The organism is Escherichia sp. E14V7 (assembly GCF_004212225.1).
Taxonomy (GTDB): Bacteria; Pseudomonadota; Gammaproteobacteria; order Enterobacterales; family Enterobacteriaceae; genus Escherichia.
The window spans coordinates 112,781-134,830 of record NZ_RHJJ01000012.1 but is presented as its reverse complement, the minus strand read 5'-3'; the positions used below and the strand labels follow the sequence as shown (position 1 = coordinate 134,830).

The following is a 22,050-nucleotide window of genomic DNA, read 5'->3' as shown; positions in this document are numbered from 1 at the left end:
GGTTGTCAGAAAAAACGAGCTGCTTCCTTACCTATTGCAATGAACCAGGCAAACAAGATGTTCGCTTTTTGCAAACTCTCCGGGCAAAACGATGCCCGGAAACTATTCCGTTAAGAAGAATTTTTGTTAACATCCTGCTGTGGCTTTACATTTGTAAAAGATGCATTTTCGCTAACAGGATTCGAATGATGTTCTTTCCGGCGATGGTCAAATAAAAAATGACTATGTTTTTTTATTACAAATCAATAGATTGAGAACACTACTCATTCAGACACTGCAATGGAAAGAGATAGCTGTCGTCACTTTGCGCTTATGCAAACTTTGCTACCGAGTGCTGATAATTTACATTATCTCCTTTTTTTCTCCACGATTGGCTCGTACCTTGCCGCTACAGTGAAGCAAGGCATGCCCATAACGATACGCAGAACTACGAGGTCCTCTTTTAATGGCGAATTTCTTTATTGATCGCCCCATTTTTGCCTGGGTGCTGGCAATTCTGTTGTGTCTGACAGGAACCCTGGCCATTTTCTCATTGCCCGTTGAACAGTACCCGGATCTCGCACCACCGAATGTGCGAGTGACCGCTAACTATCCTGGTGCGTCAGCCCAGACGCTGGAAAACACCGTGACCCAGGTTATCGAGCAGAATATGACAGGCCTCGATAACCTGATGTATATGTCATCACAAAGCAGCGGTACTGGACAGGCGTCAGTAACGCTCAGTTTTAAAGCTGGCACAGATCCGGACGAAGCAGTGCAACAGGTGCAGAACCAGTTGCAGTCGGCCATGCGTAAACTACCGCAGGCGGTGCAAAATCAGGGCGTGACGGTGCGTAAAACCGGCGATACCAACATTCTGACCATTGCCTTCGTCTCAACCGATGGTTCGATGGATAAACAGGATATTGCCGATTACGTTGCCAGTAATATTCAGGACCCGTTAAGCCGCGTGAACGGCGTTGGTGATATCGACGCTTACGGTTCGCAATATTCGATGCGTATCTGGCTGGATCCGGCAAAACTGAACAGTTTCCAGATGACCGCCAAAGATGTCACTGACGCCATTGAGTCGCAGAACGCACAGATTGCGGTTGGGCAGCTTGGCGGTACACCGTCGGTCGATAACCAGGCACTCAACGCCACCATTAACGCCCAATCACTGTTGCAAACGCCAGAACAGTTCCGTGATATCACTCTGCGGGTAAATCAGGACGGTTCGGAAGTGAAACTGGGTGATGTCGCCACCGTCGAAATGGGAGCGGAGAAATACGATTATCTTAGCCGTTTCAACGGTAAACCAGCCTCGGGGCTGGGGGTAAAACTGGCCTCCGGTGCGAACGAAATGGCAACGGCAGAACTGGTGATCAACCGTCTGGATGAACTGGCGCAGTATTTCCCGCCCGGACTGGAGTACAAGGTGGCGTATGAAACCACCTCGTTTGTTAAGGCCTCCATTGAAGACGTAGTGAAAACTCTGTTAGAAGCCATCGCGCTGGTTTTCCTCGTCATGTATCTATTCCTGCAAAACTTCCGCGCTACACTGATTCCAACTATCGCTGTGCCGGTAGTGTTGATGGGAACCTTCTCGGTGCTTTATGCCTTCGGCTATAGCGTCAACACCTTAACCATGTTCGCGATGGTGCTGGCTATAGGCCTGTTGGTGGATGACGCCATCGTGGTGGTGGAAAACGTCGAACGTATTATGAGTGAGGAAGGACTCACTCCTCGCGAAGCCACACGTAAATCGATGGGGCAAATCCAGGGCGCACTGGTCGGGATTGCAATGGTGCTTTCTGCCGTATTTGTGCCAATGGCCTTCTTTGGCGGCACCACCGGGGCTATCTATCGCCAGTTCTCTATAACCATTGTTGCGGCAATGGTGCTGTCGGTTCTGGTGGCGATGATCCTGACTCCGGCATTGTGCGCCACGCTACTTAAGCCACTGAAAAAAGGTGAGCATCACGGGCAGAAAGGCTTTTTTGCCTGGTTTAACCAGATGTTCAACCGCAACGCCGAACGCTACGAAAAAGGGGTGGCGAAAATTCTCCACCGGAGCCTGCGCTGGATTTTGATTTACGTCCTGCTGTTAGGCGGCATGGTGTTCCTGTTTCTGCGTCTGCCGACGTCGTTTCTGCCTCTGGAAGACCGTGGCATGTTTACCACCTCGGTACAGTTACCCAGCGGTTCGACTCAGCAACAGACCCTGAAAGTGGTGGAACAGATCGAGAAGTATTACTTCACCCATGAGAAAGACAACATCATGTCGGTGTTTGCCACTGTCGGTTCTGGCCCAGGAGGGAACGGGCAAAACGTGGCACGAATGTTTGTCCGCCTGAAAGACTGGAGCGAACGCGACAGTAAAACAGGCACCTCGTTTGCCATTATCGAACGTGCAACAAAAGAATTTAATAAAATCAAAGAAGCTCGCGTTATCGCCAGTAGCCCGCCTGCTATCAGCGGTCTTGGCAGCTCCGCTGGATTTGATATGGAGTTGCAGGACCACGCCGGGGCTGGTCACGATGCGCTGATGGCCGCGCGTAATCAGCTGCTGGCGCTCGCGGCGGAAAACCCAGAACTTACCCGTGTGCGCCATAACGGTCTGGACGACAGCCCGCAATTGCAGATTGATATCGACCAGCGCAAAGCGCAGGCGCTGGGCGTTGCCATTGACGATATTAACGACACGCTGCAAACCGCGTGGGGCTCGAGCTATGTGAATGACTTTATGGATCGCGGTCGCGTGAAGAAAGTCTATGTGCAGGCTGCCGCGCCGTATCGCATGCTGCCAGATGACATTAACCTGTGGTATGTGCGTAACAAAGACGGCGGCATGGTGCCTTTCTCCGCCTTCGCGACCTCTCGCTGGGAAACAGGCTCGCCGCGTCTGGAACGCTATAACGGCTATTCTGCGGTAGAGATTGTCGGGGAAGCCGCCCCGGGCGTCAGTACGGGTACCGCGATGGATATTATGGAATCGTTGGTGAAGCAGTTGCCGAACGGCTTTGGACTGGAGTGGACAGCGATGTCGTACCAGGAACGACTTTCCGGTGCGCAAGCTCCGGCGCTGTATGCCATTTCATTGCTGGTGGTATTCCTGTGTCTGGCTGCACTTTATGAAAGTTGGTCAGTACCGTTCTCGGTAATGCTGGTTGTACCGCTGGGGGTTATCGGCGCACTGCTGGCAACCTGGATGCGTGGGCTGGAAAACGATGTGTACTTTCAGGTTGGCCTGCTAACAGTCATTGGTTTGTCGGCGAAAAACGCCATCCTGATTGTTGAGTTTGCCAACGAAATGAATCAAAAAGGCCACGACCTGTTTGAAGCGACGCTCTACGCCTGCCGTCAGCGTTTACGTCCGATTCTGATGACATCGCTGGCGTTTATCTTCGGCGTATTGCCGATGGCGATCAGCAGTGGTGCCGGTTCCGGTGGTCAACACGCAGTCGGTACTGGCGTAATGGGCGGGATGATTTCTGCCACCATTCTGGCGATTTACTTCGTGCCGCTATTCTTTGTGCTGGTGCGTCGTCGCTTCCCACTGAAGCCTCGACCAGAATAAGCAATAAAAAAGGCGACATACGTATGTGTCGCCTTTTTCAACTCTCTGATAAAGAACCTGACGTCAGGTTCTTTCATTTCCTGTTCTGGAAATTACTTACGAAGCATAACTTCGATAAAGTCTTTCCAGTTCCCCAGTTCACGTTCAATCATAACAACCTCTCTTATAATTATGGGTATTCTACGGAAACAATATACCGTGGTGAAGCTAATTTATTCGATTGCTGTGATTACTACCTCCGGGGCAAAGCCTACGTTAATACTATGGCCCTGTGACAGGGATTTTTATGTGATGAACAGCAACATTTCGACATATTCATACGGATTCTAATACTGAATTAATTCTGTTTAAAATACAAAAATATACCAAGAGGAACATTCTTAATAATGGCATTAAAATTGTTCACAACCATTTAATAATTGTTAAGTTAAATACCTTAATAATGTTATATTGCCTGATAATCATTTACGGGAAATATGTATCAACCGCCAAATGATTAGTTATTCTTAATAATCGCAAAAGGATTCATTATGGTTACCCTTTACGGTATCAAAAATTGTGACACCATTAAAAAAGCACGCCGTTGGCTGGAAACCAATAACATCGACTTTCGCTTTCACGATTACCGTGTTGATGGCCTGAACAGTGAATTGTTGAACTCTTTTATCAATGAATTAGGCTGGCAAGCGTTACTTAACACCCGTGGCACCACCTGGCGCAAGCTGGACGAAGCCACCCGCAACAATATCACCGATGCGGCCTCCGCTATGGCATTAATGACTGAAATGCCTGCAATCATCAAACGCCCATTGCTCTGTGCGCCAGGGAAGCCTATGCTGCTGGGTTTCAGTGAATCCAGTTATCAGCAATTTTTCCATGAGGTGTAGTCTATGTCGTGTCCGGTTATTGAGCTGACACAGCAGCTTATTCGCCGCCCATCCTTAAGTCCTGATGATGCAGGATGTCAGGCAATCATGATCGACCGTCTGCAGGCAATCGGTTTTACCATTGAACGCATGGATTTTGCGGATACGCAGAATTTTTGGGCGTGGCGCGGACAAGGAGAAACCCTGGCCTTTGCCGGACATACTGACGTAGTCCCCCCAGGCGATGCCGACCGTTGGATCAACCCACCATTTGAGCCAACCATTCGCGATGGCATGTTGTTCGGGCGCGGCGCGGCTGATATGAAAGGCTCGCTGGCGGCAATGGTAGTGGCAGCAGAACGTTTTGTCGCGCAACATCCCAACCATAAAGGCCGACTGGCGTTTCTGATCACCTCAGACGAAGAAGCCAGCGCCCACAATGGCACGGTCAAAGTCGTCGAAGCTTTAATGGCGCGTAATGAACGGCTGGATTACTGCCTGGTCGGTGAGCCGTCGAGTATCGAAGTGGTTGGCGATGTAGTGAAAAATGGCCGTCGTGGATCGTTAACCTGCAACCTTACCATTCATGGCGTGCAAGGGCATGTGGCCTACCCGCATCTGGCTGATAATCCAGTACATCGCGCAGCACCTTTCCTTAATGAATTAGTGGCTATTGAGTGGGATCAGGGCAATGAATTCTTCCCGGCGACCAGTATGCAGATTGCCAATATTCAGGCTGGAACGGGCAGTAACAACGTTATTCCGGGTGAGCTGTTTGTGCAGTTTAACTTCCGCTTCAGTACCGAACTGACTGATGAGATGATCAAAGCACAGGTGCTTGCCTTGCTGGAGAAATATCAACTGCGCTACACCGTCGACTGGTGGCTTTCCGGGCAGCCATTTTTGACCGCGCGCGGTAAACTGGTGGATGCAGTCGTTAACGCGGTTGAGCACTATAATGAAATTAAACCGCAGCTACTGACCACAGGCGGAACGTCCGACGGGCGCTTTATTGCTCGCATGGGGGCGCAGGTGGTGGAACTCGGGCCGGTCAATGCTACCATTCATAAAATTAATGAATGTGTGAATGCTGCCGACCTGCAGCTACTTGCCCGTATGTATCAACGTATCATGGAACAGCTCGTCGCCTGATGAGTCGTTCTGTAAGAGGAAATAAGCATGGACTGGCTGGCTAAATATTGGTGGATTCTGGTGATTGTCTTTTTGGTGGGCGTCCTGCTGAACGTGATTAAAGATCTCAAGCGCGTCGACCATAAGAAATTTCTCGCCAACAAGCCGGAGCTTCCCCCGCATCGTGATTTCAACGATAAGTGGGACGATGACGACGACTGGCCGAAAAAGGATCAACCGAAGAAATAAGCTGAGGGGCCGGATAAGGCGTTAACGCCGCATCCGGCAACGGAGAACAATGCCTGATGCGACGCTCACGCGTCTTATCAGGCCTACGCAGCTGTTATTACATCATTTCAATTACATCATCATCGCCAGGCTTACTGCCACTTAGCGCTTCGTCGAAATAATGTTTCGGAATGGTATAACGCAAGTGATCCAGGGCAAATTGCATACTGCGATTGTCGATCGCATGGCCTAAATCTTCCACGATATCCAGCGTCACATCACCACCGGCACTGATTAACGCTTCCTGCGCCGCAACCGCATGCGCCAAATCGATAACCGGATCTTCACCACCATGAATCAAGTGAATTGTCGTGGCCGTAGACGCGGTTTCCGGCAGGCTGGCATAGCGTCCGTTAAAAGCAATGACGCGTGAGGCAAGGCCAGGCTCGGCTTTAATACTCTCCAGCGCCATAATCGCGCCTTGTGAGAAACCGATTAGCGCCGTGGCGTTAGCCCCTACTCCGCTCTGTTTCTGCCAGTAGCGCACCGTCTCAATAAACGTCGGCATGATGGCATCCACACGCGCCTGGCGATTATCTTCCGTAATACCCTGCACCGAAAACCACTGGCGCCCCGCCGGATTACCGCTCGGCTCCGCGCCACCGACACTCACCACCAGCGCATCCGGGAACAGCGGTGCAAACCAACTGCCGATCTCCCCCATCGCTACGGGGTTATCGCCGACACCGTGAAAAAGCAGCAACAACTGTTGCGCAGGTTTATCCGGGCTTTGAACAACAAAATGGTCATGTTTCATGGCGAACTCCTTAACTGATGTCATTAATTTTACGCCGCTGACTCACAATGACCATGGGATAAAATTGAAGGAGTCAGTGAAAAAATTGCCATTGCGTTATGCGATCGCGCAGGCGTTCAGTGCGGGTATCATCAAGCGCGAATAGCGCCTGTGCCGCCTCTTCACGCTGACGGGCCAACAACGCCTTACGCCCCGAAAGTTTAAGTGTGGTACATAACTGCGCGTCGCTGACGTTTTTCTGCAAGCACCCACGCAGCGCTGGTAATGTCAGTTCGCTGATTTGCAGCAGACGCATTAAACAGCCTAATGACGTTAAAAGCGGACGATGAGCGAAAGCAAAACCAGCCAGTTCCAGCCAGTCGCCGTCAGTAACCACGATATCGTTAAGCGGATCGACTGGAATAGTTTCGCCATTCCACTGCGCGATAATTTGCGCATCGCGGCGTAAACGAAAATGCTCACGTTCTGCCAGCTGTTTACCCGCTTCGCTAATCGGTAACAACGCCATCGCCGTATAACAGCCGCTGCTGGCTTCGCGATGATTGCCCATCCGCACCAACACAAAACCACAGCGTTGCCAGAAACGCCATAATTCCTCGGTGTAGCCAAAGCTTACCGAAAGGTAGTCGAGGCCAGGTGTATATTGCAAAGCGCTGGCAATGAGCTGTTGCCCAACGCCTTCGCGCTGACGCGCCGGATGGACTGCAATCCGGCTGACCCGCCGTCCGCGCAATGTCGCCGCCTGTGGATTGCTGCCGTGCGCCGCCAGCGACTGGGCCACCAGATTACCCCGCGGGCGACGAAAACCCGCCCATACCGCCTGACTGAGTTTTTGAGATAATCCGCCCTCATCCACCAGCCACAGCGCCCCGGCAATCTCGTTGTCGCCAGCCGCCTGTAAAAAATGTTGCCCTGGTGCATCCATCATCCGGCGTAAATCCAGCGGCGAGGTCCGGTAGTGCGCACCAGACAATAGCTGATATACCTTTAACGGCGTTTCTGGTTCGCTTCGCCATAACGTCTGTTCAAAAGCAGAAATGACAATGTCACCTTGTGGTTCGTGAGTGAAGTTTTCGTCGTCAAAAACCAGTGCCTCACTGACTATTTTTTCCAGCGGGCATCCCTGCGCCCAGCGGATCGGCTGTTGCAGTTCAAAACGGTGTAAATGCGGAAAGCGAGCGCAAAATTTCAGCAAAAAACCACGTCCGGTGCCTTCATAGCCCTGTACCGTTGTAGTTAACAAAGTGCGTGAGAAACGCGATACCAGTTGATGCAACAGTGGCGCAGGTATGGCTGCGGCTTCATCGACCACCAGCCAGTCGGCTTGCTCATCGCTGGCTAACAAGGCATCCGGCGCCACAAAGCGATACTTCTCGCCCGCAAACTGAGCCAGCACATCCGTTGCAGCCTTCGCAGGTGCTGTAACAATCGCACTGCCAGAGATACGGGAAATGAGTTGCCCCGCCAGCGCCGACTTACCGCGCCCGCGCGCAGCAGTTACCGCAGCCACGCCCGGCGGCATGGTCAGCAGTTGCTGTAATATGTGCTGTTGTTCTGGTTGCGGCTCGCCAGTAGCAGGACGCCAGTCTGAATAAGGAGCAAAATGCGCCAACCTGAACGGCTGATTTTGTCGCCAGAGGATAGCGTTGTTATCCGCCGCAAGTACGCGTTTGAGATGTTGGACAAAATGCGGAGTCGCAATAGGACCAGGGCAATCACTCCAGCGCAGCGAATCGACATCAGGATAGTTTTCCCATTCTTCCCACGCGGGGAGCAACAACACCAGCCAGCTTCCCGCTTTCAGCGTTCCGCTAAGTGCCGCAAAGGCAGCGGCATCAAAACCCTGGCTAGCGTCGAATACCGCATGCCGGAACTCGCGCCCAAGTAAAGTTTGTAGCGCTGATGGCGTACAGTGGTTTTCAGAAGCTGGCTGCGGCGAAACCCACAGCCAGTCGCCCGGTAATACGTCACGCAACTTAAGCGCATACTCACCGCACCAGCGTCCTTCGCCGCTCAACACTAACAAGCGGCGAATCCCTTCGCGTTTCATTTGCGCTGTTAATGTGTGAAGCGCAGTCAGTTCAGCCATCCCTGCCCCGGAAGTTAAATGCTTTTACCAAAAGTATTGCATTGTGCCGGATCGCCGCTGTCGAAACCACGTTTAAACCAGCTGTAGCGTTGCTGAGATGTACCATGGGTAAAGCTGTCTGGCACCACCTGCCCCTGACTTTGCTGTTGTAAACGGTCATCGCCGATGGCCTGCGCCGCGTTCAGCGCCTCTTCCAGATCGCCGGTTTCCAGAACGCCTTGCTGCTGCATGCTATGCCCCCAGACACCGGCAAAGCAGTCGGCCTGGAGTTCCATACGCACAGATAAGCGGTTGACTTCCGCTTGCGTCGCGTTTTGTTGCAGTTGACGGACTTTCGGCTCGATGCCTAACAGTTTCTGCACGTGATGACCGACTTCATGGGCGATAACGTACCCTTGAGCAAAATCACCATCCGCGCCCAGTTTGTCTTTCATGTCATCATAGAAGGAGAGATCGATATAGACTGTGCCATCCGCCGGGCAATAAAACGGTCCCATAATGGACTGCCCCGCCCCGCAACCGGTGCGAGTCATTCCACGGTACATGACCAGCTTCGGTTGCTGGTATGTCTTACCCATCTTCTCGAATTGCTGTCCCCAGGTGTCTTCCGTGGTTGCCAGAATCACCGAAGTGAATTTTGCCGCTTCGTCTTCATTTGGGCTAATTGAACGCGTTGATTGCTGTTGGGAAACGGGCTGCCCGGTCATCAATCCAGTTAAATCAACACCATAGTAGCCAGCGACCAACACAACCACCAGTAAAATTAACCCACCTTTACCGGTTGGTAGGCGAAAACCGGGACCGCCCATTGACGGACCACCGGAGCTGTTTCGCCTGTCTTCAACATTGTCACTTTCACGACGCCCTTGCCAGCGCATAGATACCTCAACAATATATTCATTATAGGAATGATCGTAGGTGGTTCAGGGGAAGATTACCACAGGAAAACGGGAGGAAATGATGGAGGAATGAGCGTTCAATGCACATCTTACGAGAGCGGTTGTCTTGCCGTGCCAGCAGCACGGCAAGACGATGAACAGAAAAATCAGTCCAGCTGTACACCCAGGCGGCGGGCGACGGCTTCATAGGCTTCGATCAGGCCACCGAGGCTCTGGCGGAAACGGTCTTTGTCCATTTTCTCCAGCGTTTCTTTGTCCCACAGGCGGCTACCGTCCGGGGAGAACTCATCACCCAGTACCACTTCGCCTTTGTACAGACCAAACTCCAGCTTGAAATCGACCAGAATCAGACCGGCATCGTCGAACAGTTTTTTCAGCACGTCGTTCGCTTTGTAGGTCAGCTCTTTCATGCGCGCCAGGTTCTCTTTGCTTACCCAGCCAAAGGTTTCGCAGTAAGATTCGTTGACCATCGGATCGTGCATGGCGTCGTTTTTCAGGAACAAATCGAACAGCGGCGGGTTCAGCTCAATACCTTCTTCGATTCCAAGACGTTTCACCAGAGAGCCAGCAGCACGGTTACGTACGACACACTCAACCGGCACCATATCCAGCTTTTTCACCAGACATTCGGTATCAGAGAGCAGACGCTCCATTTGAGTCGGGATACCCGCTTCAGCCAGTTTGCTCATAATGAAGTAGTTGAACTTGTTGTTCACCATACCTTTGCGATCAAACTGCTCAATGCGCGCGCCATCCCCTGCTGACGTATCATTGCGGAATTCGAGCACCAACAGGTCCGGGTTTTCCGTGCTGTATACGGTTTTCGCTTTACCACGATACAACTCAGCTTGCTTTTGCATCTTTATCACTCCTGGGTGTGAATTAACGTTTTAAAATCTTTTGCTGTCTGGTGTGCCTGTCGTTTTGTCGGCTGTACCGTGAATACCTTAACCGACCTACGCCGACAAACAAATTTCGTGCGAATTAACGCTAAAATCGCGTTTTTCTGCTGACGCACACGTTTGCGTATCATATCAGAAAAAAGGGCCGGATAACTCCAGCCCTGTATTTTTACTTGCTAAACGCAGCCTGGAAGACTGATACCAGTGCGTCGTTTTGGCTTTGGGTCAGCGTATGACCTTTTGGATCAATAAACTGTAAGCTGCTGCGGTTATCTAAATCACCGACCTGCAATTTGTAGTCGCCGGATGCCAGTTCAGGATCACGGGCGCCCAGTTCCTGCCAGTCGCTGTCAGACAATGGCTTATAAGTTACGGCCATGCTGCCCTGTGAACGAGTGCTGTCGGTCACTTTCATGCCCACTTTTTCCAGCGCAGCAGGCAGACGTTGCCATACTACGTTGAACGGACCACGCACGACCAGCATCGGTAAACCAGTGTCGTCAGCGCCGCTTTGTACATCCATTGTTGTGGAAGCACGGTTTTGCGCCGCATTAGCCGCGTCAGTGACGGATTTATCCAGGCCAGCGGAAATGACGTTCATCATCTCAGCACTGTAACGCTGCATAGACGCCGCATCTGCAACCGGTTTGCCAGCCTGCTCCAGGTTCAGCAATTTCACCGTTACCGCCTGCTGATAACCCTGCGGTTTAACAGAGATTTGATAACGACCACGATACTGCTCGTCTTCGTCCAGACGGTTCCATTGTACCCAATCGGTGGTCAGCGTCTGACCGGCATCATCGCGTTGGGTAATGGTATAGTTTTTCGCCTGCAGCACGCTAACGACCTGCGGCCACAGAGTATTGCCACGACCATTTTCCACCAACAGCGAAGCGGTATCGCCCGTGAACTGGGTACGCGCGCCTGAAACCAGCGCCAGCGGCTGGGCTGGTGGACGAATATCTAACGCTTTGCCAACTGCGCCACTACCGTTAGTTACCGGAATCGCATAGTCGCCGGAGGTCACCGGCAAAATCATTCCTGCCGGGGCGTGAAGTTCTGCAAGCGGTGCCGCTTCCAGGTAGGCTTCATCGCCGCTCACCTGACGCTTATAACGTGAGTCCGAACTACAGGCTGCGAGTAAAAGAACAAGCGAAACACCCGCAACCTTCGCCAGGCGCGACTTTTGTACAGAGTAAGCCATCAAATCTCCCTAAACTTTACAGCAAACCGGCATGCTTAAGCGCCGCTCTGACCGTCTCACGACCACTGTCGGTGATTGGCGTCATTGGCAGGCGTAGCGTATCGGTCGCCACAAGACCCAGTTCCTTACATGCCCATTTCACCGGGATTGGATTGGGTTCGACAAATAGTTTGTTGTGTAATGGCATCAGACGCTGATTAATAACGCGTGCCTCGGCAAAATGCCCTTCTGCCGCCAGTTTGCACATCTGGGCCATATCTCGCGCTGCGACGTTAGCCGTAACGGAAATTACGCCATGACCGCCTAACTGCATGAAGTCCAGCGCGCTCGCATCATCGCCGCTCAGCAGAACAAAATCGTCTGAAACCAGCTCTTTGATCTGGTTTACCCGCGTTAAGTTCCCTGTTGCTTCTTTGATTCCGACAATATTTTTTACTTTCGCCAGACGGCCCACCGTTTCTGGTAGCAGATCGCAACCAGTACGGGACGGCACATTATACAGAATTTGCGGCAGGTCAGTATGTTCAGCGATGGCTTTGAAATGCTGATACAGACCTTCTTGCGATGGGCGGTTGTAATAAGGGGTTACCGTCAGGCAGCCAACAATACCGCTGTCGTTGAAGCGCTGCGTCAGGTTAATGGCTTCTGTGGTGGCGTTAGCACCGGTCCCGGCAATCACCGGAATGCGCCCATCAGCCAGCTCCAGCGTCATCATCACGACATCGACATGCTCGTCATGGTTCAGAGTGGCGGACTCACCAGTAGTACCAACAGAAACGATCGCCGAAGTACCGCTGGCGACATGATAATCAATCAGTTTTTTTAAGCTAGCCCGACAGACATTACCTTTTTCATCCATCGGAGTAACAATCGCGACAATACTTCCCGTGAACATGGGCCATCCTCTGTGCAAACAAGTGTCTCAATGGTACGTTTGGTATGGCATTAAAAGCAAGCAAACAGAACCGTTCTGATTGTTGTATGCATGTTTTTTTTATGCTTTCCTTAGGAACATCTCACCCCCTTAAAGGAATAACCAGTTTGACACTGTCATCGCAACATTATCTGGTGATCACTGCGCTGGGTGCCGATCGCCCAGGAATTGTGAATACCATCACCCGTCATGTCAGTAGTTGCGGCTGTAATATCGAAGACAGTCGCCTGGCGATGTTGGGAGAAGAGTTCACGTTTATCATGCTGCTTTCCGGTTCATGGAACGCCATCACCTTGATTGAATCAACGTTACCGTTGAAAGGCGCCGAGCTGGATCTTTTAATCGTGATGAAACGAACGACCGCTCGCCCACGTCCACCAATGCCCGCATCTGTCTGGGTTCAGGTCGATGTGGCGGACTCCCCGCATTTAATTGAGCGCTTCACAGCACTTTTCGACGCGCACCATATGAACATTGCAGAACTGGTGTCACGCACGCAACCTGCTGAAAATGAAAGGGCTGCGCAGCTACATATTCAGATCACCGCCCACAGCCCGGCGTCTGCGGACTCAGCAAATATTGAGCAAGCGTTCAAAGCACTATGTACAGAACTCAATGCGCAAGGCAGTATTAACGTCGTCAACTATTCCCAACATGATGAACAGGATGGAGTTAATTAATGAATCCACTGAAAGCCGGTGACATCGCACCGAAATTTAGCTTGCCGGACCAAGACGGAGAACAAGTTAATTTGACCGACTTCCAGGGACAGCGTGTTCTGGTTTATTTCTACCCGAAAGCCATGACCCCCGGCTGTACCGTACAGGCCTGCGGCTTACGCGATAACATGGAAGAGTTAAAAAAAGCGGGCGTTGATGTGCTCGGTATCAGCACCGATAAACCTGAAAAACTTTCCCGTTTCGCAGATAAAGAACTGCTTAACTTTACGCTTCTGTCCGATGAAGACCACCAGGTATGCGAACAATTCGGCGTCTGGGGCGAGAAGTCTTTCATGGGCAAAACCTACGATGGTATTCACCGTATCAGCTTCCTGATCGATGCCAACGGCAAAATCGAACACGTATTTGACGATTTCAAAACCAGCAATCACCACGACGTAGTGCTTAACTGGCTAAAAGAACACGCCTGATTACTTTGCTCCATTCCGTGCTGGCTGCGCTTGCGGCCAGCACATTTCACATCCGGTGATGTAAATCACGCCCTGCGACACTCGTTTCAAAACCCTTTTCGCTGAAGATTACTCTTGCGGGATTTGACCATCCGGCCAGGCATGGATTACTGCTTTGATTAGCGTTGCCAGTGGGATAGCGAAGAATACGCCCCAGAATCCCCACAGCCCGCCGAAAATCACCACCGATAAAATAATCACCAGCGGATGCAGGTTCACGGCTTCAGAGAACAACACCGGTACGAGTAAGTTGCCGTCCAGCGCCTGGATAATCAGATACACCGCGAAGCAGCTCCAGAACTCGGTGCCAGCGCCAAACTGGAATAGCGCCACGCCGACCACCGGAATGGTCACCACAAATGCGCCAATGTACGGAATAAGCACCGAGAAACCGACCAGCACCGCCAGCAGCAGCGAATAGTTCAGCCCGAAGAGTAAGAATCCCAGCCAGGTGGCGATCCCCACCACGATCATCTCCAGTACCTTGCCACGGATGTAGTTGGTGATTTGCTGGTTCATCTCCTTCCACACCTGCCCTGCCAGTCCACGGTTGCGCGGCAGCACCCGACGAACGGCATTCAGCATTTGCTCTTTGTCTTTCAGCAGGAAGAAGACCATCAATGGCACCAGCACCAGATAGACGGCAATGGTCAGCAAACCGACCAACGAGGCGAGGGAGATTTTCACCACTGAATCGCCCATAGTAAGCATCCGGCTACGCATATTGTCAGCCATCGCATCAATAATGCCCGCGTCCATCAACGCCGGATAGCGGCGCGGCAACGTGGCGGCAAAATCAGAAAGCTTATTGAGCATACCCGGCATATCGCGGATTAAATAAATGCCCTGTTGCCAGGCGATAGGCATGACCACAAATGCCATCAGTAGCAGGATGCCAACAAACAGGACCAACACAATCGACGTCGCCCAACGGCGGGAACAGCCAATAGATTGCAGGCGCACAGTGGGCCATTCCAGCAAATAGGCCAGCACAATAGCCACCAGTAACGGCGCGAGTAATCCACTAAAGAAAAAGATAATGCCAAAACCGGCAACTAAAATAACCAGCAAGGCAATCGCTTCCGGGTCGCTAAAACGGCGGCGATACCATTGCATCAACATTTCGAGCATAAAGACCTTCCCTGAACCTCAAGAGGGGGATTGCGATCCGCAATTGTATCGAAATGTCACAAAAAAGACTTCGCTTTTTATGACGGATTAAGGAAACTGAAAAGCCATTTGAGTGAGCTAATCTTCGTCGTTACACTCAAAGGCGGCGCGGTGGGAACGATATTTCACAGTATCGGTCAAATGACTATCTCCAGAAATACAGGACAGAGGTTATGTTCAGGCAGTTGAAAAAAAACCTGGTTGCTACCCTCATTGCTGCTGTGACCCTCGGTCAGGTAGCCCCGGCGTTTGCCGATAGCGCAGACACCTTGCCGGATATGGGAACCTCCGCAGGAAGCACGCTTTCCATTGGTCAGGAAATGCAGATGGGCGACTATTATGTTCGCCAGTTACGCGGCAGCGCGCCGTTAATTAATGATCCGCTATTAACGCAATACATTAACTCGCTGGGGATGCGTCTGGTTTCGCATGCCAATTCAGTTAAGACGCCATTCCATTTCTTTCTGATCAATAACGACGAAATTAACGCCTTTGCTTTCTTTGGCGGCAACGTAGTGCTGCATTCTGCCCTGTTCCGTTATTCCGATAACGAAAGCCAACTGGCTTCGGTTATGGCGCATGAAATCTCCCACGTCACCCAGCGCCACCTGGCGCGAGCGATGGAAGATCAGCAACGTAGCGCACCACTCACCTGGGTCGGGGCGTTAGGTTCTATTTTACTGGCGATGGCCAGCCCGCAGGCGGGAATGGCAGCGCTGACCGGTACGCTGGCGGGAACACGCCAGGGGATGATCAGCTTCACCCAGCAAAACGAACAGGAAGCAGACCGCATTGGGATTCAGGTGCTGCAACGCTCGGGGTTCGATCCGCAGGCGATGCCGACCTTCCTCGAAAAATTGCTCGATCAGGCGCGTTACTCTTCGCGTCCGCCGGAAATTTTGCTGACTCACCCGTTGCCGGAAAGCCGTCTGGCTGATGCTCGTAACCGTGCTAATCAGATGCGCCCGATGGTGGTGCAATCGTCAGAAGATTTCTATCTGGCGAAAGCGCGTACTCTAGGGATGTACAATTCCGGACGTAATCAGCTCACCAGCGACTTACTGGATGAATGGGCGAAAGGCAATGTTCGTCAGCAACGGGCGGCGCAATATGGTCGTGCTTTACAGGCGATGGAAGCCAATAAATACGACGAGGCGCGTAAAACGCTGCAACCGTTACTGGCGGCAGAACCTGGCAACGCATGGTATCTCGATCTGGCTACCGATATCGATCTTGGGCAAAACAAAGCCAATGAGGCAATCAATCGCCTGAAAAATGCCCGTGATTTACGCACCAGTCCTGTGTTGCAGCTCAACCTGGCGAACGCTTATCTGCAAGGCGGTCAACCACAAGAAGCGGCCAATATTCTGAATCGCTACACCTTTAATAATAAAGATGACAGCAATGGCTGGGATTTGCTGGCACAGGCGGAGGCCGCGTTAAATAACCGCGATCAGGAACTGGCTGCGCGAGCAGAAGGTTATGCGCTGGCCGGGCGACTCGACCAGGCCATTTCTCTGTTAAGTAGCGCAAGTTCGCAGGTGAAATTAGGCAGCCTACAACAAGCGCGTTACGATGCGCGCATCGACCAGTTGCGCCAGTTGCAGGAACGCTTTAAGCCTTATACCAAGATGTAATTCGCATTAAAGGAAGAACAATGACCAAACAGGTAAAAATCTACCACAACCCACGCTGCTCAAAGAGCCGTGAAACGCTGAACCTGCTGAAGGAAAATGGTGTGGAGCCGGAAGTGGTGCTCTATCTTGAGACACCCGCCGATGCGGCAACGCTACGTAATTTGCTGAAAATGTTGGGGATGAATAGCGCCCGTGAACTGATGCGCCAGAAAGAGGATCTTTATAAAGAGTTGAATCTTGCAGACAGTTCGCTTAGCGAAGAAGTGCTGATTCAGGCGATGGTGGATAATCCGAAGCTGATGGAACGCCCGATTGTGGTCGCGAATGGCAAAGCGCGGATTGGTCGTCCACCGGAGCAGGTACTGGAAATCGTGGGTTAAGATGTGCTCCATCGCTAGTTGAAACACATTGCCGGATACGACGCTTGCCGCGTCTTATCCGGCTTACGAATACTATGGATTAACTTCGCGTAGGTCGGATAAGGCGTTCGCGCCGCATCCGACAATAAACACCTTATCTACAACTTCAGAATTTCTTTCACAAACGGAATGGTCAGCTTACGTTGCGCGGTAATCGACGCACGATCCAACTGATCCAGCGTCATAAACAACGTGCGCATTTCTCTGTCGAGCCGCTTCAGCAAGAAACGCCCCACATCTTCCGGCAGTTCAAAACCACGCAAACGGGCGCGTAACTGTAATGCCTGCAATTTGTCTTCATCAGAAAGTGGCTGCAACTTGTAGATCTGCCCCCAGTCGAGACGTGACGCAAGATCCGGTAACCCCAGATTCAACTGACGAGGTGGACGATCACCAGTGATCAGCAACCGTGTTTTACCTGACTCCAGAATCCGATTGTAGAGATCAAAAATCGCCATCTCCCACAACTCATCGCCAGCAATACACTCAATATTGTCGATGCAAACCAGTGACAGTTGCTCCATACCATCGAGCACTTCCGGAACAAACCAGGTGCGTTTATCCAGCGGGACATAACCTACCGCATCGCCACGCTGCGACAATTCCGCGCAAGCCGCGTGCAGCAGATGGCTGCGCCCCGCGCCTTCGCGTGCCCAGAGATAGATGTAACCGCTATGTTCCTGACGCAGCACGTTTTTCATCGCGGCCAGTAAAGAGGAGTTATCCCCCGGCCAGAAACTTGCAAAGGTTTCGTCGTCAGGAAGATAAAGTGGCAAAGAGAGCTGTGCCGGTGTGTTCAGAGATACCTCAACCAGGGATTTCACAAAATCACGAGAAGTTTACCACAGAATTCCATCATGTTTGAACCGGGCAGCATTACTGCCCGGTCGCTACATTATTTTTCTGTTATATCGGCGTCTTCTGCATCCAACACCACTTCTTCCGGACGGATCACGCTAATCAATTTAAAGATCAGGCTTAAGCCAATGCCGACGATGGTCGCCAACGCCATACCTTTCAGCTCTGCCGCACCGATGTTTACCTTCGCGCCGCTGACGCCGATGATCAGGATCACGGAAGTCAGGATCAAGTTCTGTGCTTTGTTGTAGTCCACTTTCGATTCAATAAGTACGCGAATACCAGAAGCGCCGATGACACCGTAAAGCAGCAGCGAAACGCCGCCCATCACCGGCAGTGGGATCATCTGGATAGCAGCAGCCAGTTTACCAACACAGGAGAGCAGAATGGCGAAGATCGCCGCACCACCGATTACCCAGGTACTGTAGACGCGGGTGATCGCCATAACGCCGATGTTTTCCCCGTAGGTAGTGTTTGGCGTGGAACCAAAGAACCCGGAGATAACGGTCGACAGGCCGTTAGCGAACATGGAACGGTGCAGGCCAGGATCGCGCAGCAGATCTTTTTTCACGATGTTAGCCGTTACCACCAGATGCCCCACGTGTTCGGCAATAACCACCAGCGCCGCAGGCAGAATGGTCAAAATGGCAAACCACTCAAAGCGCGGCGTGTACAAGGTCGGCAGAGCAAACCAGTGAGCATTAATAATCGGCGTGGTATCGACAATACCCATTGCGAAGGAGAGCGCGTACCCCACCAACACGCCAATCAAAATCGGGATAATCGCCAGGAAACCGCGGAACAGAACGGAACCTAAAACCGTAACCGCAAGGGTAGTAATGGAGATAATGATGGTTTTGGAATCAGGCGTTTGCCCTTCAGCCGGGAGTAAGCCAGCCATGCCAGCAGCCACGCCCGCCAGCTCCAGACCGATGACAGCAACGATTGCCCCCATTGCCGCTGGAGGAAACAGCACATCCAGCCAGCCAGTCCCTGCTTTCTTCACAATAAAAGAAACCAGACAGAACAGCACGCCGCACATAATAAAGCCGCCCAGCGCGACTTCATAACCCAACGGCAACAGCAATAACACCGGAGAAATAAAGGCAAAGCTCGAACCAAGATAAGCCGGAATTTTCCCTTTACAGATGAAGAGATACAGCAGCGTTCCGATACCGTTAAATAACAGTACGGTCGCCGGGTTGATATGAAATAAGACGGGCACCAGGACGGTTGCACCAAACATGGCGAACAAATGTTGTAAACTAAGCGGGATTGTCTGTAAAAGTGGCGGTCTTTCACTCACCCCGATAGCACGGCGCGTCATAGTATTATCCTCTGTATATTATGTGTTATAGGCGCTTTACTCAAAAAAAAGCCGACTCTTAAAGTCGGCTTTAATTATTTTTTATTCGTTATTTCGTACCAAAGATTTTATCACCAGCATCGCCGAGGCCCGGGATAATGTATCCGTGCTCATTCAGCCCCTGGTCAATCGATGCGGTATACAGCTCGACGTCCGGGTGCGCTTTTTCCAGCGCAGCGATACCTTCTGGCGCAGCTACCAGCACCAGAACTTTGATGCTGCTGCAGCCCGCTTTTTTCAGCAGGTCGATGGTCGCGATAACGGAACCACCGGTTGCCAGCATTGGGTCAACGATCAGCGCCATACGCTCATCGATGTTAGAAACCAGTTTCTGGAAGTACGGTACCGGCTCCAGTGTTTCTTCATCACGGTACATACCGACTACGCTGATACGCGCGCTCGGAACGTTTTCCAGAACACCGTCCATCATCCCCAGACCCGCACGCAGAATTGGCACCACGGTAATTTTCTTACCTTTGATCTGGTCGATTTCTACCGGGCCGTTCCAACCTTCGATAGTGACTTTTTCCGTTTCGAGGTCAGCGGTCGCTTCGTAAGTCAGCAGGCTACCCACTTCGGAAGCGAGTTCGCGAAAGCGCTTGGTGCTGATATCTTGCTCACGCATCAGTCCCAGCTTGTGTTTGACGAGTGGGTGTTTGACTTCCACGATCTTCATACTCTTTCTCCTTTGAGGGCAGCCACAAAAAAAATCGACGGATTATACCGCCTTTTTTTAAGGCGGCAATATAATTTTCGTTGACTTTAGTCAAATCAACAACTGTTTGATAAAAAATCATTTCACATTCAAATGGTTATTTATTTCCATTATCTCACAATACAATCATTCAATACGTTTATTTATGCGCTACTACGCTGCCTGGTAGGCTAAAAAAGGCAGAAAAAGGTTGTGTAAAGCAGTCTCGCAAACGTTTGCTTTCCCTGTTAGAATTGCGCCGAATTTTATTTTTCTACCGCAAGTAACGCGTGGGGACCCAAGCAGTGACCGATAAAACCTCTCTTAGCTACAAAGATGCCGGTGTTGATATTGACGCGGGTAATGCTCTGGTTGGAAGAATCAAAGGCGTAGTGAAGAAAACGCGTCGTCCGGAAGTCATGGGCGGTCTGGGCGGCTTCGGTGCGCTGTGTGCATTGCCGCAAAAATATCGTGAACCCGTACTGGTTTCCGGCACTGACGGTGTAGGCACCAAGCTGCGTCTGGCGATGGACTTAAAACGTCACGACACCATTGGTATTGATCTGGTCGCCATGTGCGTTAATGACCTGGTGGTGCAAGGCGCAGAACCGCTGTTCTTCCTCGACTATTACGCAACCGGAAAACTGGATGTTGATACCGCTTCAGCGGTGATTAGCGGCATCGCGGAAGGTTGTCTGCAATCGGGCTGTTCGCTGGTGGGCGGCGAAACAGCGGAAATGCCGGGGATGTATCACGGCGAAGATTACGATGTTGCTGGTTTCTGTGTTGGGGTGGTAGAAAAATCAGAAATCATCGACGGTTCTAAAGTTAGCGACGGCGATGTGCTCATTGCGCTCGGCTCCAGCGGCCCGCACTCGAACGGTTACTCGCTGGTACGCAAAATTCTCGAAGTCAGCGGTTGCGACCCGCAAACTACAGAGCTGGACGGAAAACCTTTAGCCGATCATCTGCTGGCGCCAACCCGTATTTATGTGAAGTCAGTGCTGGAATTGATTGAAAAGGTTGATGTTCACGCCATTGCGCACCTGACCGGCGGCGGTTTCTGGGAAAACATTCCTCGCGTATTACCAGAAAACACTCAGGCAGTGATTGATGAATCCTCCTGGCAGTGGCCGGAAGTGTTCAACTGGCTGCAAACGGCAGGTAACGTCAGCCGCCATGAAATGTATCGTACCTTCAACTGCGGCGTCGGGATGGTTATCGCCCTGCCTGCTCCGGAAGTGGACAAAGCTCTCGCCCTGCTCAATGCCAACGGTGAAAACGCGTGGAAAATCGGTATCATCAAAGCTTCTGATTCCGAACAACGCGTGGTTATCGAATAATGAATATTGTGGTGCTTATTTCCGGCAACGGAAGTAATTTGCAGGCAATTATTGATGCCTGTAAAACCAACAAAATTAAAGGCACCCTACGGGCAGTTTTCAGCAATAAGGCCGACGCGTTCGGCCTTGAGCGCGCCCGCAAAGCAGGTATCGCAACGCATACGCTTATTGCCAGCCAATTTGACAGTCGGGAAGACTATGATCGGGAGTTGATGCACGAAATCGACGTGTACACCCCCGAAGTAGTCGTTCTGGCCGGTTTTATGCGCATTCTCAGCCCAGCGTTTGTTTCCCACTACGCCGGGCGTTTGCTGAACATTCACCCTTCCCTGCTACCGAAATATCCCGGTTTGCATACCCATCGTCAGGCGCTGGAAAATGGCGATGAAGAACACGGTACATCAGTGCATTTCGTCACCGATGAGCTGGACGGCGGCCCGGTGATTTTGCAGGCTAAAGTTCCGGTTTTTGCCGGTGATACGGAAGATGAAATCACCGCTCGCGTGCAAACTCAGGAACATGCTATTTACCCGCTGGTCATTAGCTGGTTTGTTGATGGTCGTCTGAAGATGCATGAAAACGCCGCGTGGCTGGATGGTCAGCGTCTTCCACCGCAGGGCTACGCCGCCGACGACGAGTAATCTTCCGCATATTTAAAGCGCCAGCGCTACTGCTGGCGCATCTCATTTCTCCTGTAAATCGCAGGCTTCAGCAGTTTTTTTCCCCCTTTTCTGGCATAGTTGGA

General features: G+C 51.6%; 21 protein-coding genes. 10 read left to right on the top strand and 11 right to left on the bottom strand.

Annotated features, from left to right (window positions below):
* Nucleotides 1–445: 445 nt before the first annotated feature.
* Nucleotides 446–3,559, top strand: a complete 3,114-nt coding sequence (acrD, locus tag D9741_RS14180) for a multidrug efflux RND transporter permease AcrD (RefSeq protein ID WP_064526280.1) — start codon at nt 446–448, stop codon at nt 3,557–3,559.
* Between the two features lie 92 nt (nt 3,560–3,651).
* Here acrD and ypfM read toward each other — a convergent pair whose 3' ends face one another.
* On the bottom strand, nt 3,652–3,711 hold the full coding sequence (ypfM, locus tag D9741_RS14175) for a protein YpfM (RefSeq protein WP_001386977.1): 60 nt from the start codon (nt 3,709–3,711) through the stop codon (nt 3,652–3,654).
* A 378-nt stretch (nt 3,712–4,089) separates the two neighbouring features.
* On the opposite strand from ypfM, the gene D9741_RS14170 reads away from it, so the two are divergent.
* Genes D9741_RS14170 through D9741_RS14160 form a run of 3 tightly spaced genes read left to right on the top strand, consistent with a single transcriptional unit; the run spans nt 4,090 to nt 5,805 of the window.
* Nucleotides 4,090–4,446 carry an ArsC family reductase gene (locus D9741_RS14170; RefSeq protein ID WP_130207437.1) on the top strand — a complete coding sequence of 119 codons (357 nt, stop codon included), beginning with the start codon at nt 4,090–4,092 and terminating at the stop codon, nt 4,444–4,446.
* A 3-nt stretch (nt 4,447–4,449) separates the two neighbouring features.
* The gene (dapE, locus tag D9741_RS14165; protein WP_130214573.1) at nt 4,450–5,577 is read left to right on the top strand and encodes a succinyl-diaminopimelate desuccinylase; all 1,128 of its coding nucleotides are present in this window, start codon (nt 4,450–4,452) and stop codon (nt 5,575–5,577) included.
* A 27-nt stretch (nt 5,578–5,604) separates the two neighbouring features.
* On the top strand, nt 5,605–5,805 hold the full coding sequence (locus D9741_RS14160) for a YpfN family protein (RefSeq protein ID WP_000383836.1): 201 nt from the start codon (nt 5,605–5,607) through the stop codon (nt 5,803–5,805).
* A 97-nt stretch (nt 5,806–5,902) separates the two neighbouring features.
* Here D9741_RS14160 and ypfH read toward each other — a convergent pair whose 3' ends face one another.
* From ypfH to dapA, 6 genes are all read right to left on the bottom strand, one after another.
* The gene (ypfH, locus tag D9741_RS14155) at nt 5,903–6,601 is read right to left on the bottom strand and encodes an esterase (RefSeq protein WP_130214575.1); all 699 of its coding nucleotides are present in this window, start codon (nt 6,599–6,601) and stop codon (nt 5,903–5,905) included.
* A gap of 73 nt (nt 6,602–6,674) precedes the next feature.
* Nucleotides 6,675–8,690, bottom strand: coding sequence for a tRNA cytosine(34) acetyltransferase TmcA (gene tmcA, locus D9741_RS14150; RefSeq protein WP_130214577.1), 2,016 nt, complete (start codon nt 8,688–8,690; stop codon nt 6,675–6,677).
* 14 nt (nt 8,691–8,704) lie between these two features.
* Nucleotides 8,705–9,568 carry a neutral zinc metallopeptidase gene (locus D9741_RS14145; protein WP_130214579.1) on the bottom strand — a complete coding sequence of 288 codons (864 nt, stop codon included), beginning with the start codon at nt 9,566–9,568 and terminating at the stop codon, nt 8,705–8,707.
* A gap of 167 nt (nt 9,569–9,735) precedes the next feature.
* On the bottom strand, nt 9,736–10,449 hold the full coding sequence (purC, locus tag D9741_RS14140; RefSeq protein ID WP_001295467.1) for a phosphoribosylaminoimidazolesuccinocarboxamide synthase: 714 nt from the start codon (nt 10,447–10,449) through the stop codon (nt 9,736–9,738).
* Nucleotides 10,450–10,660: 211 nt separating this feature from the next.
* Complete coding sequence (gene bamC, locus D9741_RS14135; protein ID WP_130207447.1) at nt 10,661–11,695, bottom strand: outer membrane protein assembly factor BamC; 1,035 nt, start codon at nt 11,693–11,695, stop codon at nt 10,661–10,663.
* Nucleotides 11,696–11,711: 16 nt separating this feature from the next.
* Nucleotides 11,712–12,590: a 4-hydroxy-tetrahydrodipicolinate synthase gene (dapA, locus tag D9741_RS14130; protein ID WP_130214581.1), complete on the bottom strand. Its 879-nt coding sequence runs from the start codon at nt 12,588–12,590 to the stop codon at nt 11,712–11,714.
* A gap of 146 nt (nt 12,591–12,736) precedes the next feature.
* Between dapA and D9741_RS14125 the strand changes: the two genes are divergently transcribed.
* Together D9741_RS14125 and bcp are read left to right on the top strand one after the other, a co-directional pair.
* A complete protein-coding gene (locus tag D9741_RS14125) occupies nt 12,737–13,309 on the top strand; it encodes a glycine cleavage system transcriptional repressor (RefSeq protein WP_130207451.1) in 573 nt (190 codons plus the stop codon).
* Nucleotides 13,309–13,779 carry a thioredoxin-dependent thiol peroxidase gene (bcp, locus tag D9741_RS14120; protein ID WP_130207453.1) on the top strand — a complete coding sequence of 157 codons (471 nt, stop codon included), beginning with the start codon at nt 13,309–13,311 and terminating at the stop codon, nt 13,777–13,779. Before D9741_RS14125 ends, bcp begins: the two co-directional genes overlap by 1 nt.
* Before the next feature lie 108 nt (nt 13,780–13,887).
* Here the strand turns inward: bcp and D9741_RS14115 are convergent, their stop codons facing one another.
* The gene (locus D9741_RS14115) at nt 13,888–14,949 is read right to left on the bottom strand and encodes an AI-2E family transporter (RefSeq protein WP_130214583.1); all 1,062 of its coding nucleotides are present in this window, start codon (nt 14,947–14,949) and stop codon (nt 13,888–13,890) included.
* A gap of 212 nt (nt 14,950–15,161) precedes the next feature.
* Here D9741_RS14115 and bepA point away from each other — a divergent pair, with 212 nt between their 5' ends.
* Nucleotides 15,162–16,625, top strand: coding sequence for a beta-barrel assembly-enhancing protease (bepA, locus tag D9741_RS14110; RefSeq protein WP_130214585.1), 1,464 nt, complete (start codon nt 15,162–15,164; stop codon nt 16,623–16,625).
* Nucleotides 16,626–16,645: 20 nt separating this feature from the next.
* Nucleotides 16,646–17,005, top strand: coding sequence for an arsenate reductase (glutaredoxin) (gene arsC, locus D9741_RS14105; protein WP_130214587.1), 360 nt, complete (start codon nt 16,646–16,648; stop codon nt 17,003–17,005).
* A 137-nt stretch (nt 17,006–17,142) separates the two neighbouring features.
* Here arsC and D9741_RS14100 read toward each other — a convergent pair whose 3' ends face one another.
* The 3 genes from D9741_RS14100 to upp form a co-directional block, all read right to left on the bottom strand.
* On the bottom strand, nt 17,143–17,844 hold the full coding sequence (locus D9741_RS14100; protein ID WP_074399451.1) for a DnaA inactivator Hda: 702 nt from the start codon (nt 17,842–17,844) through the stop codon (nt 17,143–17,145).
* A gap of 95 nt (nt 17,845–17,939) precedes the next feature.
* Nucleotides 17,940–19,229: a uracil permease gene (uraA, locus tag D9741_RS14095; RefSeq protein WP_130214589.1), complete on the bottom strand. Its 1,290-nt coding sequence runs from the start codon at nt 19,227–19,229 to the stop codon at nt 17,940–17,942.
* A gap of 88 nt (nt 19,230–19,317) precedes the next feature.
* Nucleotides 19,318–19,944 carry a uracil phosphoribosyltransferase gene (upp, locus tag D9741_RS14090; protein WP_130207463.1) on the bottom strand — a complete coding sequence of 209 codons (627 nt, stop codon included), beginning with the start codon at nt 19,942–19,944 and terminating at the stop codon, nt 19,318–19,320.
* A gap of 323 nt (nt 19,945–20,267) precedes the next feature.
* Between upp and purM the strand changes: the two genes are divergently transcribed.
* Nucleotides 20,268–21,305, top strand: a complete 1,038-nt coding sequence (purM, locus tag D9741_RS14085; protein WP_064526256.1) for a phosphoribosylformylglycinamidine cyclo-ligase — start codon at nt 20,268–20,270, stop codon at nt 21,303–21,305.
* Complete coding sequence (purN, locus tag D9741_RS14080) at nt 21,305–21,946, top strand: phosphoribosylglycinamide formyltransferase (protein WP_130214591.1); 642 nt, start codon at nt 21,305–21,307, stop codon at nt 21,944–21,946. The genes purM and purN overlap by 1 nt, the downstream gene beginning before the upstream one ends.
* Nucleotides 21,947–22,050 lie beyond the last annotated feature (104 nt).